Raw genomic sequence first — 23595 nt, 5'->3', positions numbered from 1 at the left:
CAGGCAGCCGAGCCCGCCCCCGGCGGGCCGGATCTCGGTGTTCCCGATACGCATGGCGTCAACTCCTCAGCGGGGGAGGTAGCGGTGCGGCGGTCACAGCTCGCGCAGCCGGGGCAGCAGTTCCTCCTGGGCCCAGTCGAGGAACATCGGCTGGGTGTCGCCGCCCACCTGGACCAGCGCGACGTGGGTGAAGCCGGCGTCGACGAACTTCTTGAACGCCTCGACGTGCCGGTCGGTGTCCGGGCCGCAGGAGATGCCCTCGGCCACGTCCTCCTCCCGGACGAACCGGGTGGCCGCCTCGAACGACTCCGGGCCGGGCAGGTCGGCGTTGACCTTCCAGCCCAGACCGAACCAGCGGAACTGGTCGTGCACGATCTTGCGGCACTCGTCCTCGTCCGGGCCGTAGCAGATGGCGACCTGCCCGTAGCGGGGGCGGCCCGCGCCGCCCGCCTCCTCGTACATGTCGATCAGGTGGGACAGCGGGTCGGTGGCGATCATGGCGTCGGCGTACTCGGCGGCCAGCGTGGCCGACTGCCGCCCGGACGCGGCCACCGCCATCGGCACCGGCCGCTCCGGCCGGTCCCAGACGTACGCGTCGGGCACGTCGAAGTGGTTGCCGGAGAACGTCAGCGTCTCGCCGTTGAGCAGTGGCCGGATGATCTGCAGCGCCTCCTCGAACATCTCGTGCCGCTGCTGCACGTGCGGCCACCCGCCCACCACGTGCTCGTTGAGGTTCTCCCCGGCGCCGAGACCGAGCGTGAACCGTCCGTCCGAGAGCACCCCGATGGTGCTGGCCTTCTGCGCCACCACCGCCGGGTGGTACCGCCGGATCGGGCAGGTCACGAACGACATCAGCTCGGCCCGGCTGGTGGCGTGGGCGACCGCGCCGAGCACCGACCAGGCGTACGGGGAGTGGCCCTGGGACTCCAGCCAGGGGTAGTAGTGGTCGGACATGACCAGATGGTCGAAGCCGGCGGCCTCGGCGCGTACGGCGTGGTCGACCAGTTGTTTCGGGCCGGCCTGCTCGCACATGAGGGTGTAACCGACGTTGACCATGGCACGTCTCCTTCCCGGGGCGGATCGTCCCCGGATACCCCGCCCGGCGGGGGTCAACCCTGCTGTCCGCTTCCCCGGTTGACGTGCCCCGGCTTCTTAACCGGTTCAGTCGAATTGCCGCGGTCGCACCTCGCCGCCTCCCGGCTTGCCCCGCTTAACCGGTTGCCTAATGCCTTCCATCGCCCTACGCTGATGCCTGCGTCCGTTCGGGAACCGGGCGGCGACTACCGGGCTCAGTCGCCACCACCTCGTCACCGTCACCGCACCCCCGCTCGGGCACGGGGGAGACCTTCCCCTGAGGACAGCCATGAAGAAACTGCTCTCCGTCGCGGGCGCCGCCCTGCTGACGGCCCTCGCCGCCGTCTTCGCCCTCGGGCAGCCGGCCCACGCCGCCACCGGGTTCTCCGTCTCCAACGGGCGGCTCTACGACGCCAACGGCGTCGAGTTCGTGATGCGCGGGGTCAACCACGCGCACACCTGGTACCCGCAGCAGACCAGCTCCTTCGCCAACATCAAGGCGCTCGGCGCGAACACCGTCCGGGTCGTCCTGTCCAGCGGCGACCGCTGGACGAAGAACAGCGCCGCCGACGTGGCGAACGTGATCTCGCTGTGCAAGGCCAACCGGATGATCTGCGTGCTGGAGGTGCACGACACCACCGGGTACGGCGAGGACGGTGCCGCCACCACGCTGGCGAAGGCCACCGACTACTGGCTGAGCATCGCCGACGTGCTCAAGGGCCAGGAGAAGTACGTCATCGTCAACATCGGCAACGAGCCGTTCGGCAACCAGGGCTACAGCGCCTGGACCACCGACACGTCGAACGCGATCAAGCGGCTGCGCGCCGCCGGCCTGACCCACACGATCATGGTGGACGCGCCGAACTGGGGCCAGGACTGGACGTTCACTATGCGCGACAACGCCGGCACCGTGTTCGCCGCCGACCCGCAGCGCAACACCGTCTTCTCCATCCACATGTACGGCGTGTTCGACACCGCCGCCGAGATCAGCGACTACCTGGGCCGGTTCCGTACCGCCGGGCTGCCCATCGTGGTCGGCGAGTTCGGCTTCAACCACTCCGACGGCAACCCGGACGAGGACGCCATCATGGCGTACGCCCAGGCCAACGGCATCGGCTACCTCGGCTGGTCGTGGAGCGGCAACGGCGGCGGCGTGGAGTACCTGGACATGACCACCGCGTTCAACCCGGCCCAGCTCACCAGCTGGGGTCAGCGGATCTTCAACGGCGCCAACGGCATCGCCGCCACGTCCCGCGAGGCGTCGGTGTACGCCGGCAGCACCCCGACCGCCAGCCCCACCGGCAGCCCGACCACCAGCCCGACGCCGACGAGCAGCCCCAGCCCGACCCCGCCGCCGACCACCACGCCCCCGCCGTCCGGTGGCTGCACCGCCACCTACACCGTCGCGAACTCGTGGCAGGGCGGCTTCCAGGGCGAGGTCAAGGTGACCGCCGGAGCCGCGGCGATCACCGGCTGGACGGTCCGCTGGACGTTCGCCAACGGCCAGTCCGTCACCCAGGCGTGGAACGCCAGCGTCAGCAACAGCGGGTCGGCGTACACCGCCCGCAACGTCGACTACAACGGCCGCCTCGGCGCCGGCGCGAGCACCAGCTTCGGCTTCATCGGCAGCTGGACCGGCACCAACTCCACTCCCGCGGTCACCTGCACCGCGAGCTGATTCACCGGGTGGCCGGGCCCGCGCGGGCCCGGCCACCGCTCTCCGGCATAGTGATCAAGGGGTTTGTGCCGCGTCCGGGCGCGGGTACAGACGCCACGCCCTTGATCGCGGGTCGAGGCGCGAGCGCGAGGGACCGGAGGCGACGTCATGAGCACGGGGACCAGGGGGCGACCGTCGGGGCTGGTGATCGGCTCGCTCGTGGCCGTCTCGTTCGGCACCGTGTTCGTGCTGGTCAACAGCGGTGGCCTGCCCGCGCCCTGGCCGCTCGTGGTGCGCGTGGCCGGCCTGCTGGTGGCCGCGCTGCTCCTGGTCACGCTGTTCCGGGTGGCCGGCCGGGAGACGCCCGCCCCGCAGCGGGAGGCCGCCGGGTTCATGGACCGCCGCTACTGGCTGGTGGTGGCGCTGGAGGCGGTCGCGCTCTTCGGTGGCCTGTCCGTGATCAACAACGTGCTGGACCGCCCCGCCGTGGCCGTCGCCTGGGTGGCGGTGGTCGTCGGCGTGCACTTCTTCGGCCTCGCCCACGTCTGGCGGATGCCGCTCTACCACTGGCTGGGCGCCGTGATGACAGCGCTCGGCCTGGCCGGGTTCCTCGCCCACGCGCTCGGCGCGGGCGCCGGCACCGTCGGCCTGATCTCCGGTGTGGGGTGCGGCGCGGCCCTGTTCGCCGCAGTGGCCCTGGCCCTGCGGGACACCGTCCGTCGCGCCGCCGCCTGAGGACGGCCGGACCGCTGATCGCCGTCGGGAGGAACGTGGCCGGAAATTGGTGACTCAGGGTGTTGCGCTCTCCGCTTAGCGTGAGGAGAGTCGTACTCCTTGAAAGGCGGGGACATGTGGGAAACGATTCTGGGCTTCGTCAGTCTGATGCTGGTCGCGGTGTCGTTGTGCTTCTCCGCCGTGCAGACGCGGGAGGTGGCGAAACAGAGCCGCATCAACAACGGCATCGGCTCGGCCACCGCGCTGATGGAAGTGAACAATTTGTCTCGCGCCTGGCACGACCGCCTGTTGGAGAATCCGCCGCTTCGCGCATACTTCTTCGACCGGAAGCCCTCCGCGCCGACCGACACCGACCGGTCCGTCGTGATCACCCTCGCGGAGCTACTCGCGGACGTGCTGGAGTGCGAGCTGCAGGTGGCCGGGCTGCTGCCCGACTTCCGATTCGCCCACTCCTGGCACCGGTGGCCCGCGCACATGCTGGAGCAGAGCCCCGTCCTGGCCGAGGTGGTGGAGAGCCAGCCCGACTGGTGGCCCACGCTCCACGAGCTGTGGCGCTCGACCGGCGAGTCCGGCCCGGCCACCGTGACCCGTCCATTGGCCGGTGGGGTTGCGGCCACCTCGACCCGCGTCCCGCGGCGGCGCCGGTGACCCACGAACGTCCCGGGCGCGTAGGCTCCCGCGGTTGAACGGCCGGTCACCGCTGCCGGCGTCTCTCAGCCGACGACGGTGACCTCCAGGAGGAGGGCCTGTTCGGGGTGCAGGGCGGGGAGCTGCACGCCGACCGTGCCCAGCACCGAACCGCTCACCGTGATGCCGTCGCCCGGCCAGGCCAGCCAGCCCGGCGGGGACAGCTCCAGCAGGGCCGGTTCCGGTACTCCGGCGGGCGGGCAGATCCGGTAGCGCCGCTGCGGGTCCAGCCCCGGCAGCCGCACCGCGCCCGGCACCTGCGCCGCGGAGGTGGCGACCCGGCTGACCGCGTACACCGCATGGTTGCGGTCGTGGGCGACCACGCCGTGGGCCTGCACGGCCGGGTCCGGGTGGTCGACCCGGACCACCCGGCCGGTGTGCAGCAGCGGGCGCAGCCGCTTGTGCAGCGCCACCCAGGCGGCGAGTTCGGCCCGTTCGCCGGCGTCGATCGCGGTGATGTCCCACTCGATGCCGTGGTGGCCGAACAGCGCGGTGACCGCGCGGAAGCTCAGGTCGTGCACGCGGTGCGTGGTGTGCGAGCGCTCCGGGCCGATGTGCGTGCCGATCAGTTCCGGCGGCAGCAGCAGGCCGGTCCAGCGCTGGATGGACAGCCGTTCCAGCGCGTCGTTGCAGTCGCTGGCCCAGACCCGGTCGGTGCGGCGCAGGATCTCCAGGTCGACGCGCGCGCCGCCGGAGGAGCAGCTCTCGATCTCGACGTCCGGGTGCCGGGCGCGCAGCTCGTCCAGCAACCGGTAGACCGCGAGGGTCTGCGCGTGCACCCCGGGCCGCCCGGCGTGCCCGGCCTCGGTGAGGTCGCGGTTGTGGTCCCACTTCAGGTATGCGAGCCCGTCGTGCTCGCTCAGCACCGCGTCGAGCCGTTCGAGCAGGTACGCGTACGCGTCCGGGTGGGCCAGGTCGAGCACCTGCTGGTGCCGCCACGGCGGCGGCAGCCGGCCCGGCGCCTGGAGCACCCAGTCGGGATGGGCGCGGAACAGGTCGGAGTCGGGGTTGACCATCTCCGGTTCCACCCAGAGCCCGAACTGCATGCCGTGCCCGCGTACGTGGTCGATCAGCGGCTGCAACCCGTCCGGCCAGACCTCGCCGTCGACCCACCAGTCGCCGAGCCCGGCCTGGTCGTGTCGTCGGCCACGGAACCAGCCGTCGTCCAGCACGAAGCGTTCCACACCGACCTCGGCGGCCGCGTCGGCCAGCGCCCGCAGCCGGTCCAGGTCGTGGTCGAAGTAGACCGCCTCCCACACGTTCAGCGTCACCGGTCGCGGCGTGCGGGGGTGCGACGTGCGGGCCCGCAGGTGGGTGTGCAGCGCGTCGCTGAGCCCGTCCAGCCCGTCGGCCGAGTGCGCCGCGTAGAGCAGGGGAGTGGCGTACTCCTCGCCCGGCCCGAGCACGATCTCGCCGGGTGCGGGCAGCTCACCGCCGCCGAGCGTGGACTCACCTGTGGGACGGCGCTCGGCGGCGGTGACGTGGTCGCCGCTCCACGCGGTGTGCACCGCCCACACCTCGCCGTGCCGGAAACCGAACCCGGCGGTGCCCGCGACCAGCAACAACGTGGCGTCGTGGCCGGTGCGGCCGTGCCGCCCCTCGCGTACCCAGGCGCCCATCGGCCACGGGTGCCGCTGCGGCGCGCGCTCCCGGCACCAGCGGCCGGTCAGGTCGAGCAGTTCGGTGGCGACCGCAGGCACCGGCAGCACCGGTGTCAGCTCCCGCACCTCGTACCGGCCGTCGCCGTCGTTGCGCAGCCGGTGCCGCAGCGTCAGCACGCCCGCCGCGTCCAGCGTGATCTCGACGGTCAGGCTCAGCCCCGCGCCCGGGTCCGCCGCCCGCACCTCCACCCGCCCGGAGGGAAGGAAGGGCCCCTTGTTAACGCCTGGTGCATGTAAAGGGGCCCCTCCTAACAGGGCGGGCGACGGTGCCGCGGGCTCGTCGTACACGTCGAGGCCGGTGAGGCGGAACGCCGTCGACCAGTCCCGGCCGTCGCGGTGACCGGCGAGACCGGGACGTCCGCTCCACCCGGCGCTCGCCTCGGGCAGCAGCGACAGCACAGTGGGCGTGTCGAAGCTGCTCGGCACCACCGGCGGCACCGTGGCGTCGACGACCGCGGGCAGGTCCTCGTCGGGCAGCGGGCCGAGGTCGGCGCCCCAGTGCACGACCCGGGGCAGCCCCGGGCCGCGGGCGTCGAGCACCAGGCTGGTCCGCACTCGGCGCAGGTGGACGATCGTCATCCCTTGGAGGCTCCCAGCGTCAGACCCCGGACGAACTGCTTCTGCAGCAGGAAGAAGATCACCAGGGTGGGGATCGCGACCAGCACCGAGCCGGCCGAGACCAGGTTGTTGTCGGTGAAGAACTCGCCGCGCAGGTTGTTCAGCGAACTGGTGACCGGGAACTTGTCGCCGGTACGCATGAGCACAGTGGCCCAGAAGAACTCGTTGTAGATCCAGGTGACTTCGAGCGTCGCGAGGGCGGCGAGCGCCGGGCGGCACAGCGGCATCGTGACCTGCCAGTACTGCCGCCACACGTTCGCCCCGTCGACCATCGCGGCCTCGTACAGCTCGTGCGGCAGCGCCTTCATGTAGTTGCTGAGCACGAACACGCAGAAGCCGCACTGGAACGCGACGTTGACCAGGATCAGCCCCCAGTAGCTGTCGTACAGCAGCTCCGAGTCGCTCATCCAGGCCGGCAGCGGGATCTCGGTGAACATCCGGAACAGCGGGATGAGCAGCGCCTGCTGCGGCAGCAGGTTCGCCGCGGTGAACAGGCCGAGCAGCGCGATGTTGAGCTTCCAGCTGAACCGGGCGATCACGAACGCCACGCAGGAGGCGAGGAACAGCGTGAGCAGCACCGCCGGGACGGTGATGTACGCCGAGTTGAGGAAGTGCTTGCCGAACTCGGCGGTACGCCAGGCGGTGACGTAGTTGTCGACCGTCCAGCCGCCGAGCGACACGTAGCCGTTGGCGGCTGTGTACTCGTAGGAGCGGAACGAGGTGAGCACCGCCCAGAGGATGGGGAACAGCCAGCCCACGGCGACCGTACCCAGGAACAGGTGCAGGACGACCCGGGCGGGCCGCACGGGGCGGCGGCGGCCGGCGGAGACGGCGGTCATCGCTTGTCCTCCCGCATCACGGTCCAGAGGTAGATGGTGATGAAGACCAGCGAGACGGCCAGCATGATGGTCGCCAGCGCGGAGCCGAAGCCGATCCGGCTGGCCTCGCCCACCACGTTCTGGGTGACCAGCGCGGAGATCAGTTCCAGCCCGTTGCGGCCCTTGTTGATGACCCAGACCAGGTCGAACGCGCGCAGCGACTCGATCACCGTCACCACCAGCACGATGATGTTGATCGGGCGCAGCACCGGGAAGACGACCCGGAAGAACGTGCTGGTCTCCGAGGAGCCGTCCACCGCGGCGGCCTCGCGCAGCGACGGGTCGACGCCCTTGAGGCCGGCCAGGTAGAGCAGCATGATGTAGCCGACGTGCCGCCAGCCGGCCGCCACCAGTACGGCCCAGATGTTGACGTCCGGGTCGCCGTACCAGTCGGTCTCGCCGCCGAACACGCCGTTGAGCAGCCCCTGGTCGCGGCTGTAGATGAGCTGCCAGACGAAGCCGATGAGCGCCAGCGACAGCACCACAGGCAGGTAGAGCGCGGTCTGGTAGAAGCGGCTGCCGCGAATCTCCTTGTCGAGCAGCACGGCGAGGAACATGCCGAACGGGGTGGCCACCACGAACAGCGCGGCCAGCCAGAGCAGGTTGTTCTGCACGGCGGGGACGAATGGCGGGTAGATGTTCACCACGTCGTCGTAGTTCTTGGCCCCGACCCACTCGATCTCGGAGATCGGGCCGATGCCGTCCCAGTTCGTGCCGGAGAGCAGCACCGTCGCCACCGCGGGCAGCCAGACCAGCCCGGTGACGAGCAACAGGGGTACCAGCACCATCAGCGTGATGACCACGCGGTCGGTGCGGGACAGGAGCCGTAGCCGGCGACCGCGACCACCGTTCGTGGTGGTCGCGGCCGGCGGCGGCACGGCGCGATCCGCTTGGATCAGGGGCAGGTCGGACATGATGTCCTTCCCCCTTCCGCCGTCAGCTGGTGAAGATCGACTTCTTCTGGTTCTCGATGCTGGTGAGCAGCCCGCCGATGTCCTTCGGGTCCTTGATGAACTGCTGCAACGCCGGGATCATCACGGTGGAGGCGAAGTCCGGCCGGGTGTCCCGGTCGAGGAACTGGGCGATCTCGGTGGCGGAGCCGACCAGCTCGGCGGCCTTCTTCTGCAGCGCGGTGTAGGCACCGGTTTCCGCGCCGCTGTTGGCGACAAGCGTGCTCGGGTCGTTCTTGACGGTGATGTCCGCCGCCTCCTTCGAGCCGAGGTACGTCAGCAGCTTCTGCGCCGCGTCCTTGGACTTCGGCTTGCGGGCCATCATGTAGCCGTCGATCGGGGCGTCCAGCGCCTTCGCGCCGATCGTGGAGTCGATCTCGGGGAACGTGAAGAAGTCCAGGTCCTCCAGGTCGGCGCCGCTGAACTGCTGGCCGACGAACAGGCCGAGCAGGTACATGCCGCTCTTCTTCTGCTGCAGCGACTGCGCGGCCTCCTGCCAGGTGCGGCCGAGCGAGTCCGGCTGGTGCAGGGGGAGCAGCCCGGCCCAGGTGTCGAAGACCTTCTTCACCTTGTCGGAGGTCCACGCCTCCTTGCCGGCCATCAGGTCGATGTGGAACTGGTAGCCGTTGATCCGCAGGTTGAGGATGTCGAACGTGCCCATCGCCGGCCAGCCGTCCTTGTCGGCGAACGCGATCGGGTTCAGGCCGTCCTTCTTCATCTGCGCGCCGAGCGTGTTCAGGTCGTCCAGCGTCTTCGGCACCTCGTAGCCGCGCTGCTGCCACACCGACTTGCGGTAGAAGACCGCCCACGGGTAGTACGACGCCGGCACGAAGTACTGCTTGCCGTCGTCGCCTGTGGACGCCTTCTTGAACGCGTCGGAGTAGCCGTCGAGCTTGCCCCACACGTCGCTGAGGTCACCGGCCAGGCCCTTGGCGGCGAAGAAGCGCATCCGGTAGCCGGCGAACCAGGTGAACACGTCGTCCGGCTTGCCCTGCAGGTAGTTGTTGATGTTCTCCTGGAACGTGTTGTGGTCGACCGTGTTGATGTTGACCGTCACGCCGGAGGACGTCTTGAAGCCGTCCATCACCTTGGCGACGACGTCCTTGGGCTTCGGGTCCGACTGGTTCGAGCCGAGGGAGACGCTCTTGGCGTCGCCGCCGGACCCGGAGTCGGAGTCGCCGCAGCCGGCGAGCAGACCGGTGCCGAGCAGCGCCCCCGCGCCGGCCGCGCCGGCGAGCAGCGAGCGCCGGTTCAGGCCGGCGACGGACGGGGGTACGAGCCGGGCGAGGTATTCGGCTTGCGAGCGGGGACGGGACATGGTGCCTCCTGCGTGGAAGAGGTGCGCTGCGCTCATGGACCGTGATCGTTGGCGGTGAGCGGTGTTCGTGTCGGCCGCGGCAGATCCACCGAGAATCCACACGTCCGAACACAAACAGCCGGTGGCGCTTGAAGCTACCCCTTGGCGCGGCGCTGTCAAGAGGGCAAAAAGACGACGCTGTCGGCGGTGAGGCAGGGCAAAGAGTCGGTAAACGTTGGAACTTCAGTCGATGTTGGAAAGTGTTGACTTGGGTGCTGTTCGGGGGCACCCTCTGCTGTCATGCGGAACTGGCACGGCGACGGCATCTGGTACGGCGCGGACTACAACCCGGAGCAGTGGCCCGAGCAGACGTGGGCCGAGGACGTCGAACTCATGCGACGGGCCGGGGTCAACCTGGTCTCGGTCGGCATCTTCTCCTGGGCACTGCTGGAGCCCGCCCCCGGCCGGTACGTCTTCGACTGGCTGGACCGGGCGATCGACCTGCTGCACGACGGCGGCATCAGCGTCGACCTGGCCACCGCCACCGCCAGCCCGCCACCGTGGCTGGCGCACCGGCACCCGGAGACGCTGCCCCGCCGCGCCGACGGCACGGTGCTCTGGCCCGGTGGCCGGCAGGCGTACTGCCCCAGCTCACCGGTGTTCCGGGACCACTCGCTCGCCCTGGTCGAGGCCGTCGCCCGCCGGTACGCGCGCCACCCCGCCGTGGTGCTCTGGCACGTCTCCAACGAACTCGGCTGCCACAACGTGCACTGCTACTGCGACGTCAGCGCCGAGGCGTTCCGCGGCTGGCTGCGCGAGCGCTACGGCGACCTGGACTCGCTCAACGCGGCCTGGGGCACCGCCTTCTGGAGCCAGCGCTACCACGACTGGGCCGAGATCAACCCGCCGCGTACCGCGCCGACGTTCGCCAACCCGACGCAGCAGCTGGACTTCCTGCGGTTCTCCTCCGACGAGCAGCGCGCCCAGCTGCGCGCCGAGCGGGAACTGCTGAACCGGCTCGTCCCGCAGCCCGTCACCACGAACTTCATGATCGGCACCGGCATCAAGTACCTGGACTACCACTCCTGGGCCTCCGACGTGGACGTCGTCTCCAACGACCACTACCTCACCGCCGCCGACCCGCAGCCGCAGGTCAACCTCGCGCTGGCCGCCGACCACACCCGGGGCGTCGCCGGTGGCGCGCCGTGGCTGCTGATGGAGCACTCCACCAGCGCCGTCAACTGGCAGCCCCGAAACGTGGCCAAGACGCCCGGCCAGATGCGCCGCAACAGTCTCGCCCACGTCGCGCGCGGCGCCGACGGCGTGCTGTTCTTCCAGTGGCGGGCCTCCCGGGCCGGCGCGGAGAAGTTCCACTCCGCGCTGGTGCCGCACGCCGGGCCGGACACCAAGGTGTTCCGCGAGGTCTGCCGGCTCGGCGCCGACCTGCGCGCGCTCGCCGAGGTACGCGGCAGCCGCGTCGACGCCGACGTGGCGATCCTGTTCGACTACGAGGCCTGGTGGGGTGCCGAACTCGACTCCCACCCGAGCGTCGACGTCACCTACACCGACCGGCTGTCGGCGCTGCACGCCGCGCTGTGGCGGGCCGGGGTCACCGCCGACGTGGTGCACCCGTCGGCCGACCTGTCCCGCTACCGGCTCGTCCTGGCGCCCACGCTCTACCTCGTCCGCGACGCCGACGCCGACTCGCTGCGCCGGTTCGTGGAGGCCGGCGGCACCGCTGTGGTCACCTACTTCAGCGGCATCGTCGACGAGCACGACCACATCCGGCTCGGCGGTTACCCCGGCGCGTTCCGCGACCTGCTCGGCGTACGCGTCGAGGAGTTCTTCCCGCTGCGGGAAGGCGAGACGGTACGCCTCGACGACGGCGCCCGCGCCGACGTGTGGACCGAGTGGCTGCACGCCGAGGGCGCCGAGGTGCTGGCCGCGTACACCGACGGGCCCCTGCCGGGCGTGCCGGCGCTGACCCGGCACGCGGTCGGCGCGGGCGCCGCCTGGTACGTCGGCACCCGGCTCGACGACGAGGCCACCGACCGGCTGGTGGCCCGGCTCCTCGCCGAGACCGGCGTACGTCCGCCGGTGCGCGCGCCGGCCGGGGTGGAGGTGGTCCGCCGCCGCTCGGCGGACCGGAGCTGGCTGTTCGTGGTCAACCACACCACCGAACCGGCCCGGCTGGCGGTCAGCGGCGTCGAGCTGCTCGGCGGCGCCCGTTGCGACGGCGAGCTGGAGGTGCCGGCGGGTGAGGTGGCGGTGGTCCGCGAGGAGCCCGCGCCGGTGCCCGCGACCGCCTGACCGGTACCCTGCCGTTCGCGCCGAGGAGGTCCCCATGCTCGCCCAGCAACGGCAGAGCGCCATCCTGGAGTTGATCCGCCAGAGCGGCGGCGTCCGGGTCAGTCACCTGGTCAGCCGCTTCGGGGTGTCCGACATGACGATCCGCCGCGACCTGGAGGTGCTGGCCGACCGCGGCCTGATCGACAAGGTGCACGGCGGAGCGACGCTCGCCGGACCCGGCTCCACCGAGGAGCCCGGCTTCGCCGCCAAGTCGGTACGCCAGCAGGCCGAGAAGCGAGCCATCGTGGAACGGGCCGCCGAGTTGGTCGAGCCGGGGATGGCGGTGGCGCTGTCCGCGGGCACCACCACCGCCGCGCTGGCCGCCCGGCTGGCCGAGGTACGCGGACTGACAGTGGTCACCAACTCGATCCCGGTGGCCGACGCGCTCTACCAGAACCCCCGCGCCGACCAGACGGTGGTGCTGACCGGCGGCATCCGTACCCCGTCGGACGCGCTCACCGGCCCGGTCGCCGAGGCGGCCATCGCCGCGCTCAACGTCGACCTGCTCTTCCTCGGCGTGCACGGGATGAGCCCGCGTACCGGCTTCACCACGCCCAATCTGCTGGAGGCGGCGGTGAACCGGCGGCTGATCGGCGCCGCCCGGCGGCTCGTGGTGCTGGCCGACCACACCAAGTGGGAGACCATCGGCATCGCCACCATCGCGCCGCTGGAGGAGGCCGACGTGCTGATCACCGACGGCGGCCTGCCGCCGGAGGCCCGTCGGCAGCTCGGTGAGCAGGTCGGCGAGCTGGTGGTGGTACGCGCGGACTGACACCGCGGCGTGCCTCACAGGCACTTCTCAGCCCCGCCGTCTAGGGTGCCCTGACGAAGTGCCCGACGGTCCATGTCGGAGCGCAGTTGCACGGGAGTGACCGATGGTCTTCAAGAAGATGTTGAGCGCGTTCGGCGTGGGCGGCCCGACCGTCGACACGGTGCTCAGCAACCCGAACACCCGGCCGGGCCTGACCCTGGACGGGCACGTGAACCTGGTCGGCGGCGACGCGCCGGCCCGCATCGAGCAGATCAACATCGGTCTGGTGACCCGGGTCGAGATCGAGAGCGGCGACCACGAGTTCGCGGGCGTGATGGAGTTCCACCGGATGCCGGTCAGCGGCGCCTTCGAGCTGGCCCCGAAGCAGCAGCTCTCCATCCCGTTCCAGATGCCGGTGCCGTGGGAGACCCCGATCACCGACGTGTACGGCCAGCGCCTGCACGGCATGACCATGGGCCTGCGCACCGAGCTGGCGGTGGCCCGCGCGGTCGACAAGTCGGACCTGGACCAGGTGTCCGTGCACCCGCTGCCGATCCACGAGCGGATCCTGGAGGCGTTCCAGGCGCTCGGCTTCCGGTTCAAGCACGCCGACCTGGAGCGGGGTCACATCTACGGCGTGCCGCAGACGCTGCCGTTCTACCAGGAGATCGAGTTCTTCGCCGCGCCGCAGTACGCGCAGACCGTCACCGAGGTTGAGCTGACGTTCGTGACCAGCCAGCAGGGCGTCGAGGTGATCCTGGAGTGCGACAAGCGCGGCGGTTTCCTCAGCCCCGGGCACGACGTCATCGGCAGGTACTCGATTCCGCACAGCGACGCCGCCCGTACCGACTGGGTGCAGGTCGTCGACGGCTGGCTGCGGGAGACCACCGGCCGCTACGGCAGCCTGCGGGCCCAGGGCTTCGGGATGCCGCACGGCGGCGGCCACGGCTACCCGGGTCACCACGGCCACGGGCGGCGCGGCCCGGGCATGGGCGGCGTGGTCGCGGGCGCCGCGCTCGGTGTCGCCGGCGGCATGATCGCCGGTGAGATGCTCGATGACGCGTTCGACGGCGGCGACGACTTCGGGGACTTCGGCGGGGAGTGAGCACATGCGACGACGCCCCCGGGACGGATCCCGGGGGCGTCGCCGTTAGCGCGGCGGGGGGTCAACGCCCCCGGCGCTCCTTGCCGGAGCGACGCGCGCTGCCCGCCTTCGACAGGCCACGGCTGACCAGGTACGCGCCGGTCAGCGCGGTCAGGTACCACCAGGCCTGGTTCGGGTTGTTGATGTTCAGGCCGTTGGTGGCGGCGCCTCGCCAGAACGCGGCGATCACGACGACCGCGACCGCTGCGGCGTACACCCAGAACTCGGTGGTCAGGAACGCCTGCTTCGTCTCCGTACCCGGGGACGGCATGTTCTCCCGGTGACCGTCGTGCATCGACGGCATCTGCCGGGTCGACGTGTCCTGCATGCTCGACCGGTTCTGGACGTCGGACATCGGCCGGTTCATCGGCCTGGTGGATGCAGCCTGCGTGCTCATCTGGTCCTCCTCAGGATTTGATGAGTCGTTAACCTGCACACCCTCGCCCCGCTACCGCAGGTCGGCCACGGCGCGGTTCGCGCTCTGTGGCGGGGGCACCCTGGGTCTACCCGGGGCCGGAGACAAGGTAACCGCCGGTCACCGTCGAATGGCCGTCGCGCTCGGCTCGCGGCCGGAACCGGACACCCGGGCGCACACCGGTCCTCCCGCCGCCGGTTCCGGTTTCAGCCACCCGCCCTCGGGCACGCACCACCGATACCCCGAGAGAGCTGCGAGGTGGTTGACGTGCGTGAGGACGACATGCGGCAGGACGCCGCCCGGCAGGCTGAGCAGCGGGTCGCCGGAGGCGTGTACGGCGAGGGCGCGCTGGACGAGGTCACGGTGCCCCAGACCGACGTCGAGCGGATGCGGCAGGAACTCGACCCGGACGACCCGGCGGACGTACCCGTCGACCCGACGGTGCTGCGCGACGGCGGACCGACCCGGGGCCAGGGAGCGGTGACCACGACAGGTGGCACCGCCGGCCCGGCGAGTGTGCGCCGGCTGGCCCGCCAGCCCGAGAAGCACCCGGGCAAGGTGGCGCCGACGACGACCGGTGACGCGAGCACGGGTGGTTTGAGCACCCCGGCCGGCGGCTCCACGAGCGACAACTCGGCCACGGGTGCCCAGGTGGGCAACTTCACCAACAACCGCCCCAACCCAGGCTGACCGAGTCACGGCGGGGACGGCGGGACGGCCTCCGGCCGCCCCGCCGTCCCGTGTCTGCGCTTCCCCTCCCCAGCCCCGTTCCCGGTGTGACGTCCACTTCGTGCGGACGCTGCCGCCGCCACCTCGGGGAAGTGGTGTGGTCAGAGCGGGCGTGACATAGCAACGTCCCCGATCTGGCGCGCGCGTCGCCACTTCGGCGAAGTGGCTTGTTCGCCCGACCCGCTCCCGCCCTACCCGACCGTGGGGCTTTCTCCCGGCTCGCGCTGACGGCGTCCCGCCACGTCGGGGAAGTGGTGCGGTCGGGGTGGATGGGATGTAGCCGTTTCCCCGAGGTGGTGCACGCGTCGCCACTTCGGGGAGGTGGTGTGGTCGAGGCGCAGGGTGCCGCCACTTCCCGATCTGGTGCACGCGTCGCCACCTCGGGGAAGTGGTGTGGTCAGAGCGGGCGTGACATAGCAACGTCCCCGATCTGGCGCAGGCGCCCGCCAGTTCCCCGATCTGGCGGGAACAGGCCGACGGGACACGTGCCTAACCCGGCACACACCCCGCCCTCACTCGCCGATCTTGCACTCTCGGCCCGAAAGATGTCCGCTTTGTCGATCCTTCCGGGGCCGCAACTCCATGATCGCGGAGCAGGGGCGGGGGCGGGGGCAGGGGCGGGGGCAGGGGCAGGGGCGCGAGGAGCGCGGGAGGGTGCGCCCGGCGGGACGTCGGGCAGCACGTGCCCGGGCCGGTCGATCATGAAGTTGACGGCGGAAATGGAGATCCACATCGCCGTCAACTTCATGATCGACGGGGCGGAGGGCGGGCGGAGGGCGGGCGGAGGGCGGGCGGAGGGCGGGCGGGACAAGGGAGTTAGGGGGTGCGGAGGATGCCTAGGCGCTGGGTGGCTCTTGTCAGGGCCACGTAGAGGTCGCTGTGGCCCCTCGGGGACTCGGAGACGATCCGGGCCGGGTCGACCACCAGTACCGAGTCGAATTCCAGGCCCTTTGCCTGCTCGGTGGTCAGCACCACGATCCGGTTCGCCAGCTCCGGCTGCTCACCCACCGTCGCCTCCGGCAGCGCCGCCACCACCGCGCCGCCCAGCTCGGCCACCCGCCCGGTCGGCACCAGCACGCCGAGCCGCCCGTCACCGAGCGACGCGGCCTCCCGGGCCGTCGCCTCGACCAGCTCCGTGACCAGCCGGTCCGCCGGTACGGTCCGGTCCCACGGCGGTACGCCGGTGGCGCGTACCGAGCGGGGTGGCCGCAGCGCCGGGTCGATCTCGGCCAGCACGTCGGCGGCGACCGCCATGATCTCGGCCGGGGTGCGGTAGCTGACAGTCAGCTCCTCCAGCCGCCACCGGTCCGCCACGTACGGCGCCAGGGCCTCGCCCCACGACGGCGTGCCCGCGAGCGCGCCGGTCTGCGCCACGTCGCCGACGATCGTCATGGACCGGCTCGGGCAGCGGCGCATCAGCAGCCGCCAGGCCATCGGCGACAGCTCCTGCGCCTCGTCCACGATCACATGCCCGAACGCCCAGTTCCGGTCGGCGGCGGCGCGCTGGGCGGTGGTGAGCCGGTCGGACTCCTCCTGCCGCTCGGAGAGCCGGTCCGCGTCGATCAGGTCGGTGACGCCGAGGATCTCACCGCCGTCGGCCTCGTCCTCCACGTCGATGGAGCGGGAGCCGCGCCAGATCTCCAGCACGCCCTCGGCGTACTCGCGTTCCAGCGCCCGGATCCGCTCCCGGCGGGCCACGGCGGCGCGTTCGTCCTCGCCGAGCAGCTCGGCGGCCTCGTCCAGCAGCGGCACGTCGGCGGGCGTCCAGCCGCCCGGCTCGCGGTGCAGCGCGGTCCGCTCGTCGTCGGTGAGCATCGGCGCGGCGGTGGCGATCCGTTCCGGCGAGGCGTACAGGTCGGCGAGCAGGCGTTGCGGGGTCAGCACCGGCCACAGCTCGTCCAGCGCGGCCCGGATCTCCGGCTCCTCGCGCAGCTCGCGGCGGATCTCCGCGCGGTCGGCCTCGGAGAGCAGGTTGTCCCCGCCCAGCGGGTCGGCGCCGATCCGTTCGGCCACCTGGTCGGCGAGCGCGTGCACGATCTCCACGTCGAACAGGGCGCGGGCCAGGTTGTGCGGGCGGCCGGTGCGGCGTACCCGGTCCCGGGCCTGCCGCACGGTCTCCGGGTCGAGCGTCAGCACCTCCCGCTGCGGCAGCTCGATGGTGACCGGCTCGTCGGGCACCCACTGCCGGTCGCGGACCGCGGCGGCGAGCACGTCGGCCAGCACCGCGCGGCCCTTCAGCGCCGCGGTGGTGGCCGGCTCCGCGCGGCGGGCGTGTACGCCGGGGAACAGGTCGGCCTGGGTACGCAGCAGCACGCCGGTCTCGGCCAGCGTGGGCAGCACCTGGGAGATGTAGCGCAGGAACGTGGCATTCGGGCCGACCAGCAGCACGCCGCGGGTGGAGAGCTGCTGGCGGTGGGTGTAGAGCAGGTACGCGGCCCGGTGCAGCGCCACGGCCGTCTTGCCGGTGCCGGGGCCGCCCTGGACCACCATCACGCCGGGCAGGTCGGCGCGGATGATGCGGTCCTGCTCGGCCTGGATGGTCTCGACGATGTCGCGCATCCGGCCGGTGCGCCCGGCGTTGAGCGCGGCGAGCAGCGACGCCTCGCCGGTCACCTCCTCGTGCGCGGTGGGGGAGGCGGCGGCGATGTCGAGCACCTCGTCGTTGAGCCCGGTCACCTTCCGGTCCCGGGTGCGCAGGTGGCGCCGGCGGCGTACGCCCTGCGGGTTGGCGGCGGTGGCCAGGTAGAACGGCCGGGCGGCGGGGGCGCGCCAGTCCATCAGCAGCGGGTCGTAGTCGCCGGACGAGTCGAAGATCCCGATCCGGCCGATGTAGCGGACCGCGCCGTCGTCGCCGTCGAGGCGGCCGAAGCACAGGCCGCTCTCCACAGCGGAGAACTGTTCGACCTGGTCGGCGTACATCGCGACGGTCGAGTCGCGCTGCGAGCGGGCCTGCTGCGTGCCACCGGTGTGGCGCAACTCCTCGTCGAGCCGCCGGGCGGCCTGTTCCCGCATGCCGTCCAGCCGGTCGTACAGCATCGAGACGTATTCCTGTTCCCGGCCGATCTCGTCGTCCTGGCGCAGGTCAGCCGACACGTCGGAGTGCGTTGACAATCCGGCTCCTCATTGACTAAAATTGCCGCAGGAATGGCATTCAGAAGCCATTCCTTTTTTGTGCCTGAACTGAGAAAGATAGCGCGTCGGCAGCCACCAGACCAAGCCCGGACACGACTCGGGGCCCGGCCGGCGTCAGCCGACCGAGCCCCGGGCACGGCGATTCTCAGCCCTTTGCGGCCTCGTAGAGCCGCTCCGGCGTGACCAGACCGGCGATCACCCGGCCGTCGTCGGTCAGCAGCACGCTGAACAGCTTGCCGCTGAGCAGCCGGCCGCTGCCCCAGTCGCCGCTGACCTTCGGCAGGTCACCGAGGACCTGCCCCAGCATCTGGGCATCCGGCGCGTCCGCGCGGGGCTTCGCGCCGCCGCCGGTCGCCGCGTCGCCGATCTTGGCGACCACCACTGTGGTCCAGCCGGTGCCGACGGTACGGACGTCCGGCTTCTCGGCGTCCTTCTTGTCGAACCGCTTACCGGCCGGTCCGGGTCGCTCGCCCTCGGTCGCCTCGGTGACCTTCACGCCGGGCGGCGGGTTGAACCGGAACTGGTCGGCCTCCGGCGTGCGGAAGTCGACCTGGGTGAACGCCACCTGGAACGCCGGCTCGTCCTGCCCGTCGGCGAGCACCTGCAGGCGCAGCGGCACGTGCTCCTTCGCGTCGAGCGCGATCCGGACCTGGTGGACCAGTGACGCCTTGTCGCGCGGCGTGAGCACCAGCTCGTACGCGTCCCGCCCGGCGACCGTGGCGGTGCGGCCGACGGTGACCGCGGTGGTCGGGTCGATCGCCTCCAGCGCCCGGTCCGCGGCGTCGGCCGGGGTGGCCGGCACGGTGGCCCGCTCCGGCGCGTCGGCCGGCAGCTTCCGGTGCGTCGCGGTGTTCTCCCGGCTGTTCCAGGTCCAGACGTCCCGCCCGTTGCGCAGGATGTCCTGCTCGCCGAGCGTGTCGACCAGCGCGAGCCGCTGCCGGTCCTCGCCGCCGTACCAGACGCGTAGCGTGTGCGTACCGGAGACCAGGCCGGCCAGGTCGTTGCCGGTGGCCTGGCCGGCGAGCGCGGCGATCGGCGGCAGGCCGAGGTCGGCGCGCTGCACCACGGTGCCGGAGAGCCCGTCCAGGCGGGACGTGCGCAGGTCTTCCAGGAGCTGGGCGGCGCTGCGCGGCGGCAGTGCCGGGTCGGCGCCGGCGGCGAACGTGCCGACGGCGGCGCCACCGCCGATCACGGCGACCCCCGCGGTCACCGGGACCAGCCAGCGCAGCACGGCGCGGTTCTTCATCACTGACATAGTGTGCACCTCCTGCGCTCCATGCTGCGCGACCGTCGCTGTGACCACGCTGAGGAGATCCCCTACGGGTGACCCCATGGTGGCACCCTTGACCGGTGCGGTTGCTGGTGGTGGAGGACGAGACGCGGCTCGCGGCGGCGCTGCGCCGGGGCCTGTCGGCGGAGGGTTTCGTGGTCGACGTGGCGGCCACGGGCCCGGACGGGCTGGACGCGGCCCGGCACGGCGAGTACGACGCGATGATCCTCGACGTGATGCTGCCCGGTTTGTCCGGGTACGAGGTGGTGCGCCGGCTGCGCGCCGAGCAGCGCTGGCTGCCGGTGCTGATGCTGTCGGCCAAGGACGGCGAGTACGACCAGGCCGACGGCCTGGACTGCGGCGCCGACGACTACCTGACCAAGCCCTTCTCGTACGTGGTGCTGCTGGCCCGCCTGCGGGCGTTGCTGCGCCGCGGCGCGCCCCGGCGGCCGACCGTGCTCACCGTCGGCGACCTGCGCCTGGACCCGGCCCGCCGCCGGGTCACCCGGGCCGACACCGAGGTGGTGCTGACCAGCCGCGAGTACGCGCTGCTGGACTACCTGATGCGCCGCCCCGGCGAGGTGGTCTCCAAGACCGAGCTGCTGGACCACGTCTGGGACGCCTCGGTCGACACCGCGCCGAACGCGGTGGAGGTCTACGTCGGCTACCTGCGCCGCAAGATCGGCCGGGAGCGGCTGGAGACGGTACGCGGCGCCGGTTACCGGCTGGCCACATGAGCCGGTGGATACGCGGCCCGCTGCCGCGGCTGGGCCTGCGGGCGCGGCTGCTCGCGCTGGGCGTGGTGGGGCTGGCGGTCGGGTTCGCGTTCGGCGGGACGCTGCTGCTGGGCGCGCTGGGCTGGACGCTGCAACGGTCGGTCGACGAGGAGGCGCTGCGTACCGCCGACGCGGTCGCGTTGCTGACCGCCGAGGACGCGCTGCCGGACCCGCTGCCTGTCGCGGGCGGGCAGCTGCGGGTGCAGGTGGTCGACGCGCAGGGCCGGATCCGGGCCGCCTCGATCGACGCGGACCGCCTCGTGCCGATGCTCGGCCCGGACGAGCTGCGTCCCGGGCAGCGGCAGCGGCTGGTGGTCGACGGGCGGCGCGCCGGCATGCCCGGCCCGGTCCGGGTGGTCACGGTGCCGGCCGGCACGGCGCAGGAGCCGCGTACGGTGCTGGTCGCCAAGTCGCTCACCGACGTGCGGCACAGCCTGCACGTGGTCCGCAACCTGCTGCTCGTGGGCTTCCCGCTGCTGGTGGCGGGGCTCGGCGTGGTGGCCTGGCGGGTGGTGGGCGCGACGCTCCGGCCGGTCGAGCAGTTGCGCAGCGGCGCCGCCGAGATCACCGGGCGGGCCGGGGCGGAGCGGCTGCCCGTACCGGCCGGGCAGGACGAGATCCACCGGCTCGCGGTCACGCTCAACGACATGCTGGACCGGCTGGCCGCGTCCCGGGACCGCCAGCGCGCGTTCGTCGCCGACGCCGCGCACGAGCTGCGCAGCCCGCTGACGAACATGCGTACCGAGCTGGAGGTGGCCCGGCGTCTCGGCGGCGACACCGACTGGCCGGCGGTCGCCGACGACCTGCTCGCCGACACGGAGCGGCTGAGCCGCCTGGTGGACGACCTGCTGCTGCTGGCCCGCCTCGACGAGCAGGACGCCCGGCCGTCCCCGGTCGGCCCGGTGGAGCTGGGGGAGCTGCTGCGCGGTGTGGCCGCCCGCTACCCGTCGCCGCCGGTCCGGCTGACGCCGCCGGACGCGCCCCGATGGGTCGAGGGGGACGCGGGGGAGCTGCGCCGGGTGCTGGTGAACCTGGTGGACAACGCGCTGCGGCACGCGTACTCCGCCGTGGAACTGGCCGTGAGCGGGCCGGACGGGGCGTACCACCTGATCACGGTGACCGACGACGGGCCGGGTATCCCGGCGACGGACCGTGAGCGGGTGTTCGCCCGGTTCACCCGGCTCGACGACGCGCGGGCCCGCGACGCGGGCGGCGCGGGCCTGGGCCTGGCCATCGTGCGTGAGCTGGTACGGCGGGCCGGCGGCACGGTGGAGCTGGCCGACGCGACGCCCGGCGCCGCCGCGCCGGGGCTGCGCGCGACGGTACGGCTGCCCGCGCTGGCCGAGCCGGACGCGGAGTGAGCGGTCAGCGGCGGCGCTTGGTGCAGACCGGGCCGGTGCGCGCGACCGTGTCGGTGGACCAGACGAGTGCCACAGTGAAGCAGTAGTCGGTGGTGCGGTCGAGCCCGTAGGCGATGTAGTCGGCCGACCCGGCGGGCAGCGTCGCGAACGTGCCCTGCGGCTGCCCGGACCGGCCCCCGGCGACCACCACCGGCCCTTCCGCGCCGGCCGGGTACGTCCAGCTCAGCACGATGCTGTCGCGCCGGTCGGTGAGTGTGAACCTTCCGGGCGGCGTGCCAGGCTTGGCGACTGCGGGAGTGGACGGCACGGGACCGGCGGAGGTGGGCGGCGGAGCGCTGGTGGCCGGTGGCGGGGCGTCGCGGCCGTCGTCCACCCGGGACACCCCGGCGATCACCGCGACGGTGCCGAGCAGCAGCGCCACCGCGACGCCGAGCACCACGAGCGGCAGCCAGGGCCGGGCGCGCCGCTCCGCGACGGGTGGCCGGGGCACGTGCACCGGCAGGTAGCGCGACGGCGGCTCGGGTGGAGGCGGCGGCACGCGGCGTACCCCGGCCTGGTCGTCGGCGAGACCGACCACTGTGGGCGGCAGCGGGTCGGCGTCCGGGCGCCACGGCTGCTCGGCCGGCTCGTCGGGCGGCCACGGGTAGTCGTCGAACCCGTCGGCCTCCGGCGCGGTACGCGGCGTCGGCACGTGCGCGGTCTCGGCGGCCCGTCCGGGCGGGTGGTAGAGCGGCGTCTCGACCGGTTCGTCGAGCGCGGGCGGCGAGTACGGCGGCAGGTCGTGCGGCCCTTCGGCCGGCGGGGGCACCCGGGCGGCGGGCACCACAGGCGTGGTCCGGGCGGGCGGCGGCTCGGGAACCGGGGCGGGCGCGGGGCAGACGTGGTCCGGGTCGGCGGCGGCGCGGGCCAGCCCGGCCACCTGCGCGGCGAGCGGGTCGTCGGAGTCCAGGTGCAGCCGGCACAGCTCCTCGGCGAGCGTCAGGTGCTCGTGCGAGTCGGCGTACCGGCCGCAGTCGCGTTCCATCGCGCCGAGCTTCGCCAGCATCTTGATGCCGCTGGGGTGGCCGTCGCCGTAGACCTCCCGGTGCAGCTCCCAGGCGTCCTGCAACCGGTCGCGGGCCACCTCGCACTGGCCGCGCGCGTATTCCACGGTGGCCAGGTCGGCGTGCGCGGCGAGCACCCGCTGGGACTCCGGGCCGTCGCGGGCGGTCAGCTCGATGATGACGTCGGAGTAGAGCCGGGCCGCCCGGGCGTCGCTGCCGACCCGGTGCAGCACCGCGGCGAGCGTCGCGGCGGCGGTGACGGTGCGCTCGTCGGAGCGGCCGAACAGCCGGGTGGCTGCCGCGTACGCGAACGCGGCCCAGCCACGGGCGGAGTGCGGCTCGCCGAGCGCGACCAGCACCCGGGCCTGGAGGCCGGCTGCCTCGGCCAGCTCGGGGGAGGCGTTGCCGGGTCGGGGATCCGCGTCGCTGAGCGCGTCGGCGAGCAGCCGTTGCGCGCCGTCGAGGTCGCCTTCGGACACCAGTTGGTGCGCCTGGACGGTCAGGTCAGCGAAGCCGGAGGACACGCCCCATCGTGCTCGTCCGGCGACGGTATGTACAAGACCCGCAGTGGATCAGTTTGGTCCCGAATCCGTCAGGTGGTCGGCGAGCGTCTCGCTGATCCGGCGGAGCTGGTCGACCTGGGCCGGGCTGAGCGCGTCGAACAGGTGCCGGCGTACCCCCTCGACGTGGCCGGGCGCGGCGGCGGCCAGGGTGGCGAAGCCCTCGTCGGTGAGTACGGCGACCTGCCCGCGCCGGTCGGTGGGGCAGTCCTCCCGGCGGATCCAGCCGGACGCCTCCAGCCGGGCGGCGGCGTGCGACAGCCGGCTGCGCGAGGAGCCGGTCAGCTCGGCCAGCTCGCTCATCCGCAGCCGCCGGCCGGGGGCCTCGGAGAGGCGGACAAGGATCTCGTAGTACGCGTGCGGCATGCCCGCGTCGTGTTGCAGCTCGCGGTCGAGTGTCTCCATCAGCGCCCGGGAGGCGGTCAGGAAGGCGCGCCAGGTCCGCTGCTCGTCGGGGTCCAGCCACCGGGTCATGACGCCCATCATAGCGCCGATAGTTGAACGCTCA

19 protein-coding genes are annotated in these 23595 nt (G+C 72.3%); 9 read left to right on the top strand and 10 right to left on the bottom strand.

The window, feature by feature from the left end; all coding sequences use genetic code 11:
* Nucleotides 1-93: 93 nt before the first annotated feature.
* Nucleotides 94-1056 (bottom strand): TIGR03557 family F420-dependent LLM class oxidoreductase, encoded by a 963-nt coding sequence (locus tag FB455_RS20300; RefSeq protein WP_013284900.1) that lies wholly within the window; start codon nucleotides 1054-1056, stop codon nucleotides 94-96.
* 307 nt (nucleotides 1057-1363) lie between these two features.
* Between FB455_RS20300 and FB455_RS20295 the strand changes: the two genes are divergently transcribed.
* From FB455_RS20295 to FB455_RS20285, 3 genes are all read left to right on the top strand, one after another.
* Entirely contained in the window at nucleotides 1364-2752 is a 1389-nt protein-coding gene (locus FB455_RS20295) for a cellulase family glycosylhydrolase (RefSeq protein WP_145754603.1), read from the top strand.
* 147 nt (nucleotides 2753-2899) lie between these two features.
* On the top strand, nucleotides 2900-3466 hold the full coding sequence (locus FB455_RS20290) for a hypothetical protein (protein WP_145754601.1): 567 nt from the start codon (nucleotides 2900-2902) through the stop codon (nucleotides 3464-3466).
* A gap of 114 nt (nucleotides 3467-3580) precedes the next feature.
* On the top strand, nucleotides 3581-4114 hold the full coding sequence (locus FB455_RS20285; RefSeq protein ID WP_145754598.1) for a hypothetical protein: 534 nt from the start codon (nucleotides 3581-3583) through the stop codon (nucleotides 4112-4114).
* A gap of 65 nt (nucleotides 4115-4179) precedes the next feature.
* Here FB455_RS20285 and FB455_RS20280 read toward each other — a convergent pair whose 3' ends face one another.
* The 4 genes from FB455_RS20280 to FB455_RS20265 are packed head-to-tail and all read right to left on the bottom strand — an operon-like array spanning nucleotide 4180 to nucleotide 9614.
* Nucleotides 4180-6393 (bottom strand): alpha-galactosidase, encoded by a 2214-nt coding sequence (locus FB455_RS20280; RefSeq protein ID WP_145754594.1) that lies wholly within the window; start codon nucleotides 6391-6393, stop codon nucleotides 4180-4182.
* The gene (locus tag FB455_RS20275; RefSeq protein WP_013284905.1) at nucleotides 6390-7271 is read right to left on the bottom strand and encodes a carbohydrate ABC transporter permease; all 882 of its coding nucleotides are present in this window, start codon (nucleotides 7269-7271) and stop codon (nucleotides 6390-6392) included. Before FB455_RS20275 ends, FB455_RS20280 begins: the two co-directional genes overlap by 4 nt.
* Nucleotides 7268-8224: a carbohydrate ABC transporter permease gene (locus tag FB455_RS20270; RefSeq protein WP_071096136.1), complete on the bottom strand. Its 957-nt coding sequence runs from the start codon at nucleotides 8222-8224 to the stop codon at nucleotides 7268-7270. The genes FB455_RS20275 and FB455_RS20270 overlap by 4 nt, the downstream gene beginning before the upstream one ends.
* A gap of 22 nt (nucleotides 8225-8246) precedes the next feature.
* Complete coding sequence (locus FB455_RS20265) at nucleotides 8247-9614, bottom strand: ABC transporter substrate-binding protein (protein WP_255368090.1); 1368 nt, start codon at nucleotides 9612-9614, stop codon at nucleotides 8247-8249.
* A gap of 243 nt (nucleotides 9615-9857) precedes the next feature.
* Here FB455_RS20265 and FB455_RS20260 point away from each other — a divergent pair, with 243 nt between their 5' ends.
* The 3 genes from FB455_RS20260 to FB455_RS20250 all read left to right on the top strand — a co-directional run bounded on the left by FB455_RS20260 (nucleotide 9858) and on the right by FB455_RS20250 (nucleotide 13762).
* The gene (locus FB455_RS20260) at nucleotides 9858-11867 is read left to right on the top strand and encodes a beta-galactosidase (RefSeq protein WP_013284908.1); all 2010 of its coding nucleotides are present in this window, start codon (nucleotides 9858-9860) and stop codon (nucleotides 11865-11867) included.
* A 34-nt stretch (nucleotides 11868-11901) separates the two neighbouring features.
* Nucleotides 11902-12678, top strand: coding sequence for a DeoR/GlpR family DNA-binding transcription regulator (locus FB455_RS20255; protein WP_047894228.1), 777 nt, complete (start codon nucleotides 11902-11904; stop codon nucleotides 12676-12678).
* A 103-nt stretch (nucleotides 12679-12781) separates the two neighbouring features.
* A complete protein-coding gene (locus tag FB455_RS20250; protein ID WP_013284910.1) occupies nucleotides 12782-13762 on the top strand; it encodes a sporulation protein in 981 nt (326 codons plus the stop codon).
* Between the two features lie 61 nt (nucleotides 13763-13823).
* Here the strand turns inward: FB455_RS20250 and FB455_RS20245 are convergent, their stop codons facing one another.
* Nucleotides 13824-14198 carry a hypothetical protein gene (locus tag FB455_RS20245; protein ID WP_013284911.1) on the bottom strand — a complete coding sequence of 125 codons (375 nt, stop codon included), beginning with the start codon at nucleotides 14196-14198 and terminating at the stop codon, nucleotides 13824-13826.
* Between the two features lie 285 nt (nucleotides 14199-14483).
* Here FB455_RS20245 and FB455_RS20235 point away from each other — a divergent pair, with 285 nt between their 5' ends.
* Nucleotides 14484-14906 (top strand): hypothetical protein, encoded by a 423-nt coding sequence (locus FB455_RS20235; protein WP_041784166.1) that lies wholly within the window; start codon nucleotides 14484-14486, stop codon nucleotides 14904-14906.
* 855 nt (nucleotides 14907-15761) lie between these two features.
* Here the strand turns inward: FB455_RS20235 and FB455_RS20230 are convergent.
* Nucleotides 15762-17981 carry a HelD family protein gene (locus FB455_RS20230; RefSeq protein ID WP_486481560.1) on the bottom strand — a complete coding sequence of 740 codons (2220 nt, stop codon included), beginning with the start codon at nucleotides 17979-17981 and terminating at the stop codon, nucleotides 15762-15764.
* Between the two features lie 241 nt (nucleotides 17982-18222).
* A complete protein-coding gene (locus tag FB455_RS20225; RefSeq protein ID WP_145754588.1) occupies nucleotides 18223-19332 on the bottom strand; it encodes a LolA family protein in 1110 nt (369 codons plus the stop codon).
* 95 nt (nucleotides 19333-19427) lie between these two features.
* On the opposite strand from FB455_RS20225, the gene FB455_RS20220 reads away from it, so the two are divergent.
* Nucleotides 19428-20084: a response regulator transcription factor gene (locus FB455_RS20220; RefSeq protein ID WP_013284915.1), complete on the top strand. Its 657-nt coding sequence runs from the start codon at nucleotides 19428-19430 to the stop codon at nucleotides 20082-20084.
* Nucleotides 20081-21484 carry a sensor histidine kinase gene (locus FB455_RS20215; protein ID WP_145754585.1) on the top strand — a complete coding sequence of 468 codons (1404 nt, stop codon included), beginning with the start codon at nucleotides 20081-20083 and terminating at the stop codon, nucleotides 21482-21484. Before FB455_RS20220 ends, FB455_RS20215 begins: the two co-directional genes overlap by 4 nt.
* Before the next feature lie 4 nt (nucleotides 21485-21488).
* Here the strand turns inward: FB455_RS20215 and FB455_RS20210 are convergent, their stop codons facing one another.
* Together FB455_RS20210 and FB455_RS20205 are read right to left on the bottom strand one after the other, a co-directional pair.
* Nucleotides 21489-23051 carry a tetratricopeptide repeat protein gene (locus FB455_RS20210; protein WP_145754582.1) on the bottom strand — a complete coding sequence of 521 codons (1563 nt, stop codon included), beginning with the start codon at nucleotides 23049-23051 and terminating at the stop codon, nucleotides 21489-21491.
* A 48-nt stretch (nucleotides 23052-23099) separates the two neighbouring features.
* Nucleotides 23100-23570: a MarR family winged helix-turn-helix transcriptional regulator gene (locus tag FB455_RS20205; protein WP_013284918.1), complete on the bottom strand. Its 471-nt coding sequence runs from the start codon at nucleotides 23568-23570 to the stop codon at nucleotides 23100-23102.
* Nucleotides 23571-23595 lie beyond the last annotated feature (25 nt).

Source organism: Micromonospora sp. CNZ296, from assembly GCF_007827635.1.
The sequence above is the reverse complement of the archived record's forward strand: the minus strand, read 5'-3'. Positions and strand labels throughout refer to the sequence as shown.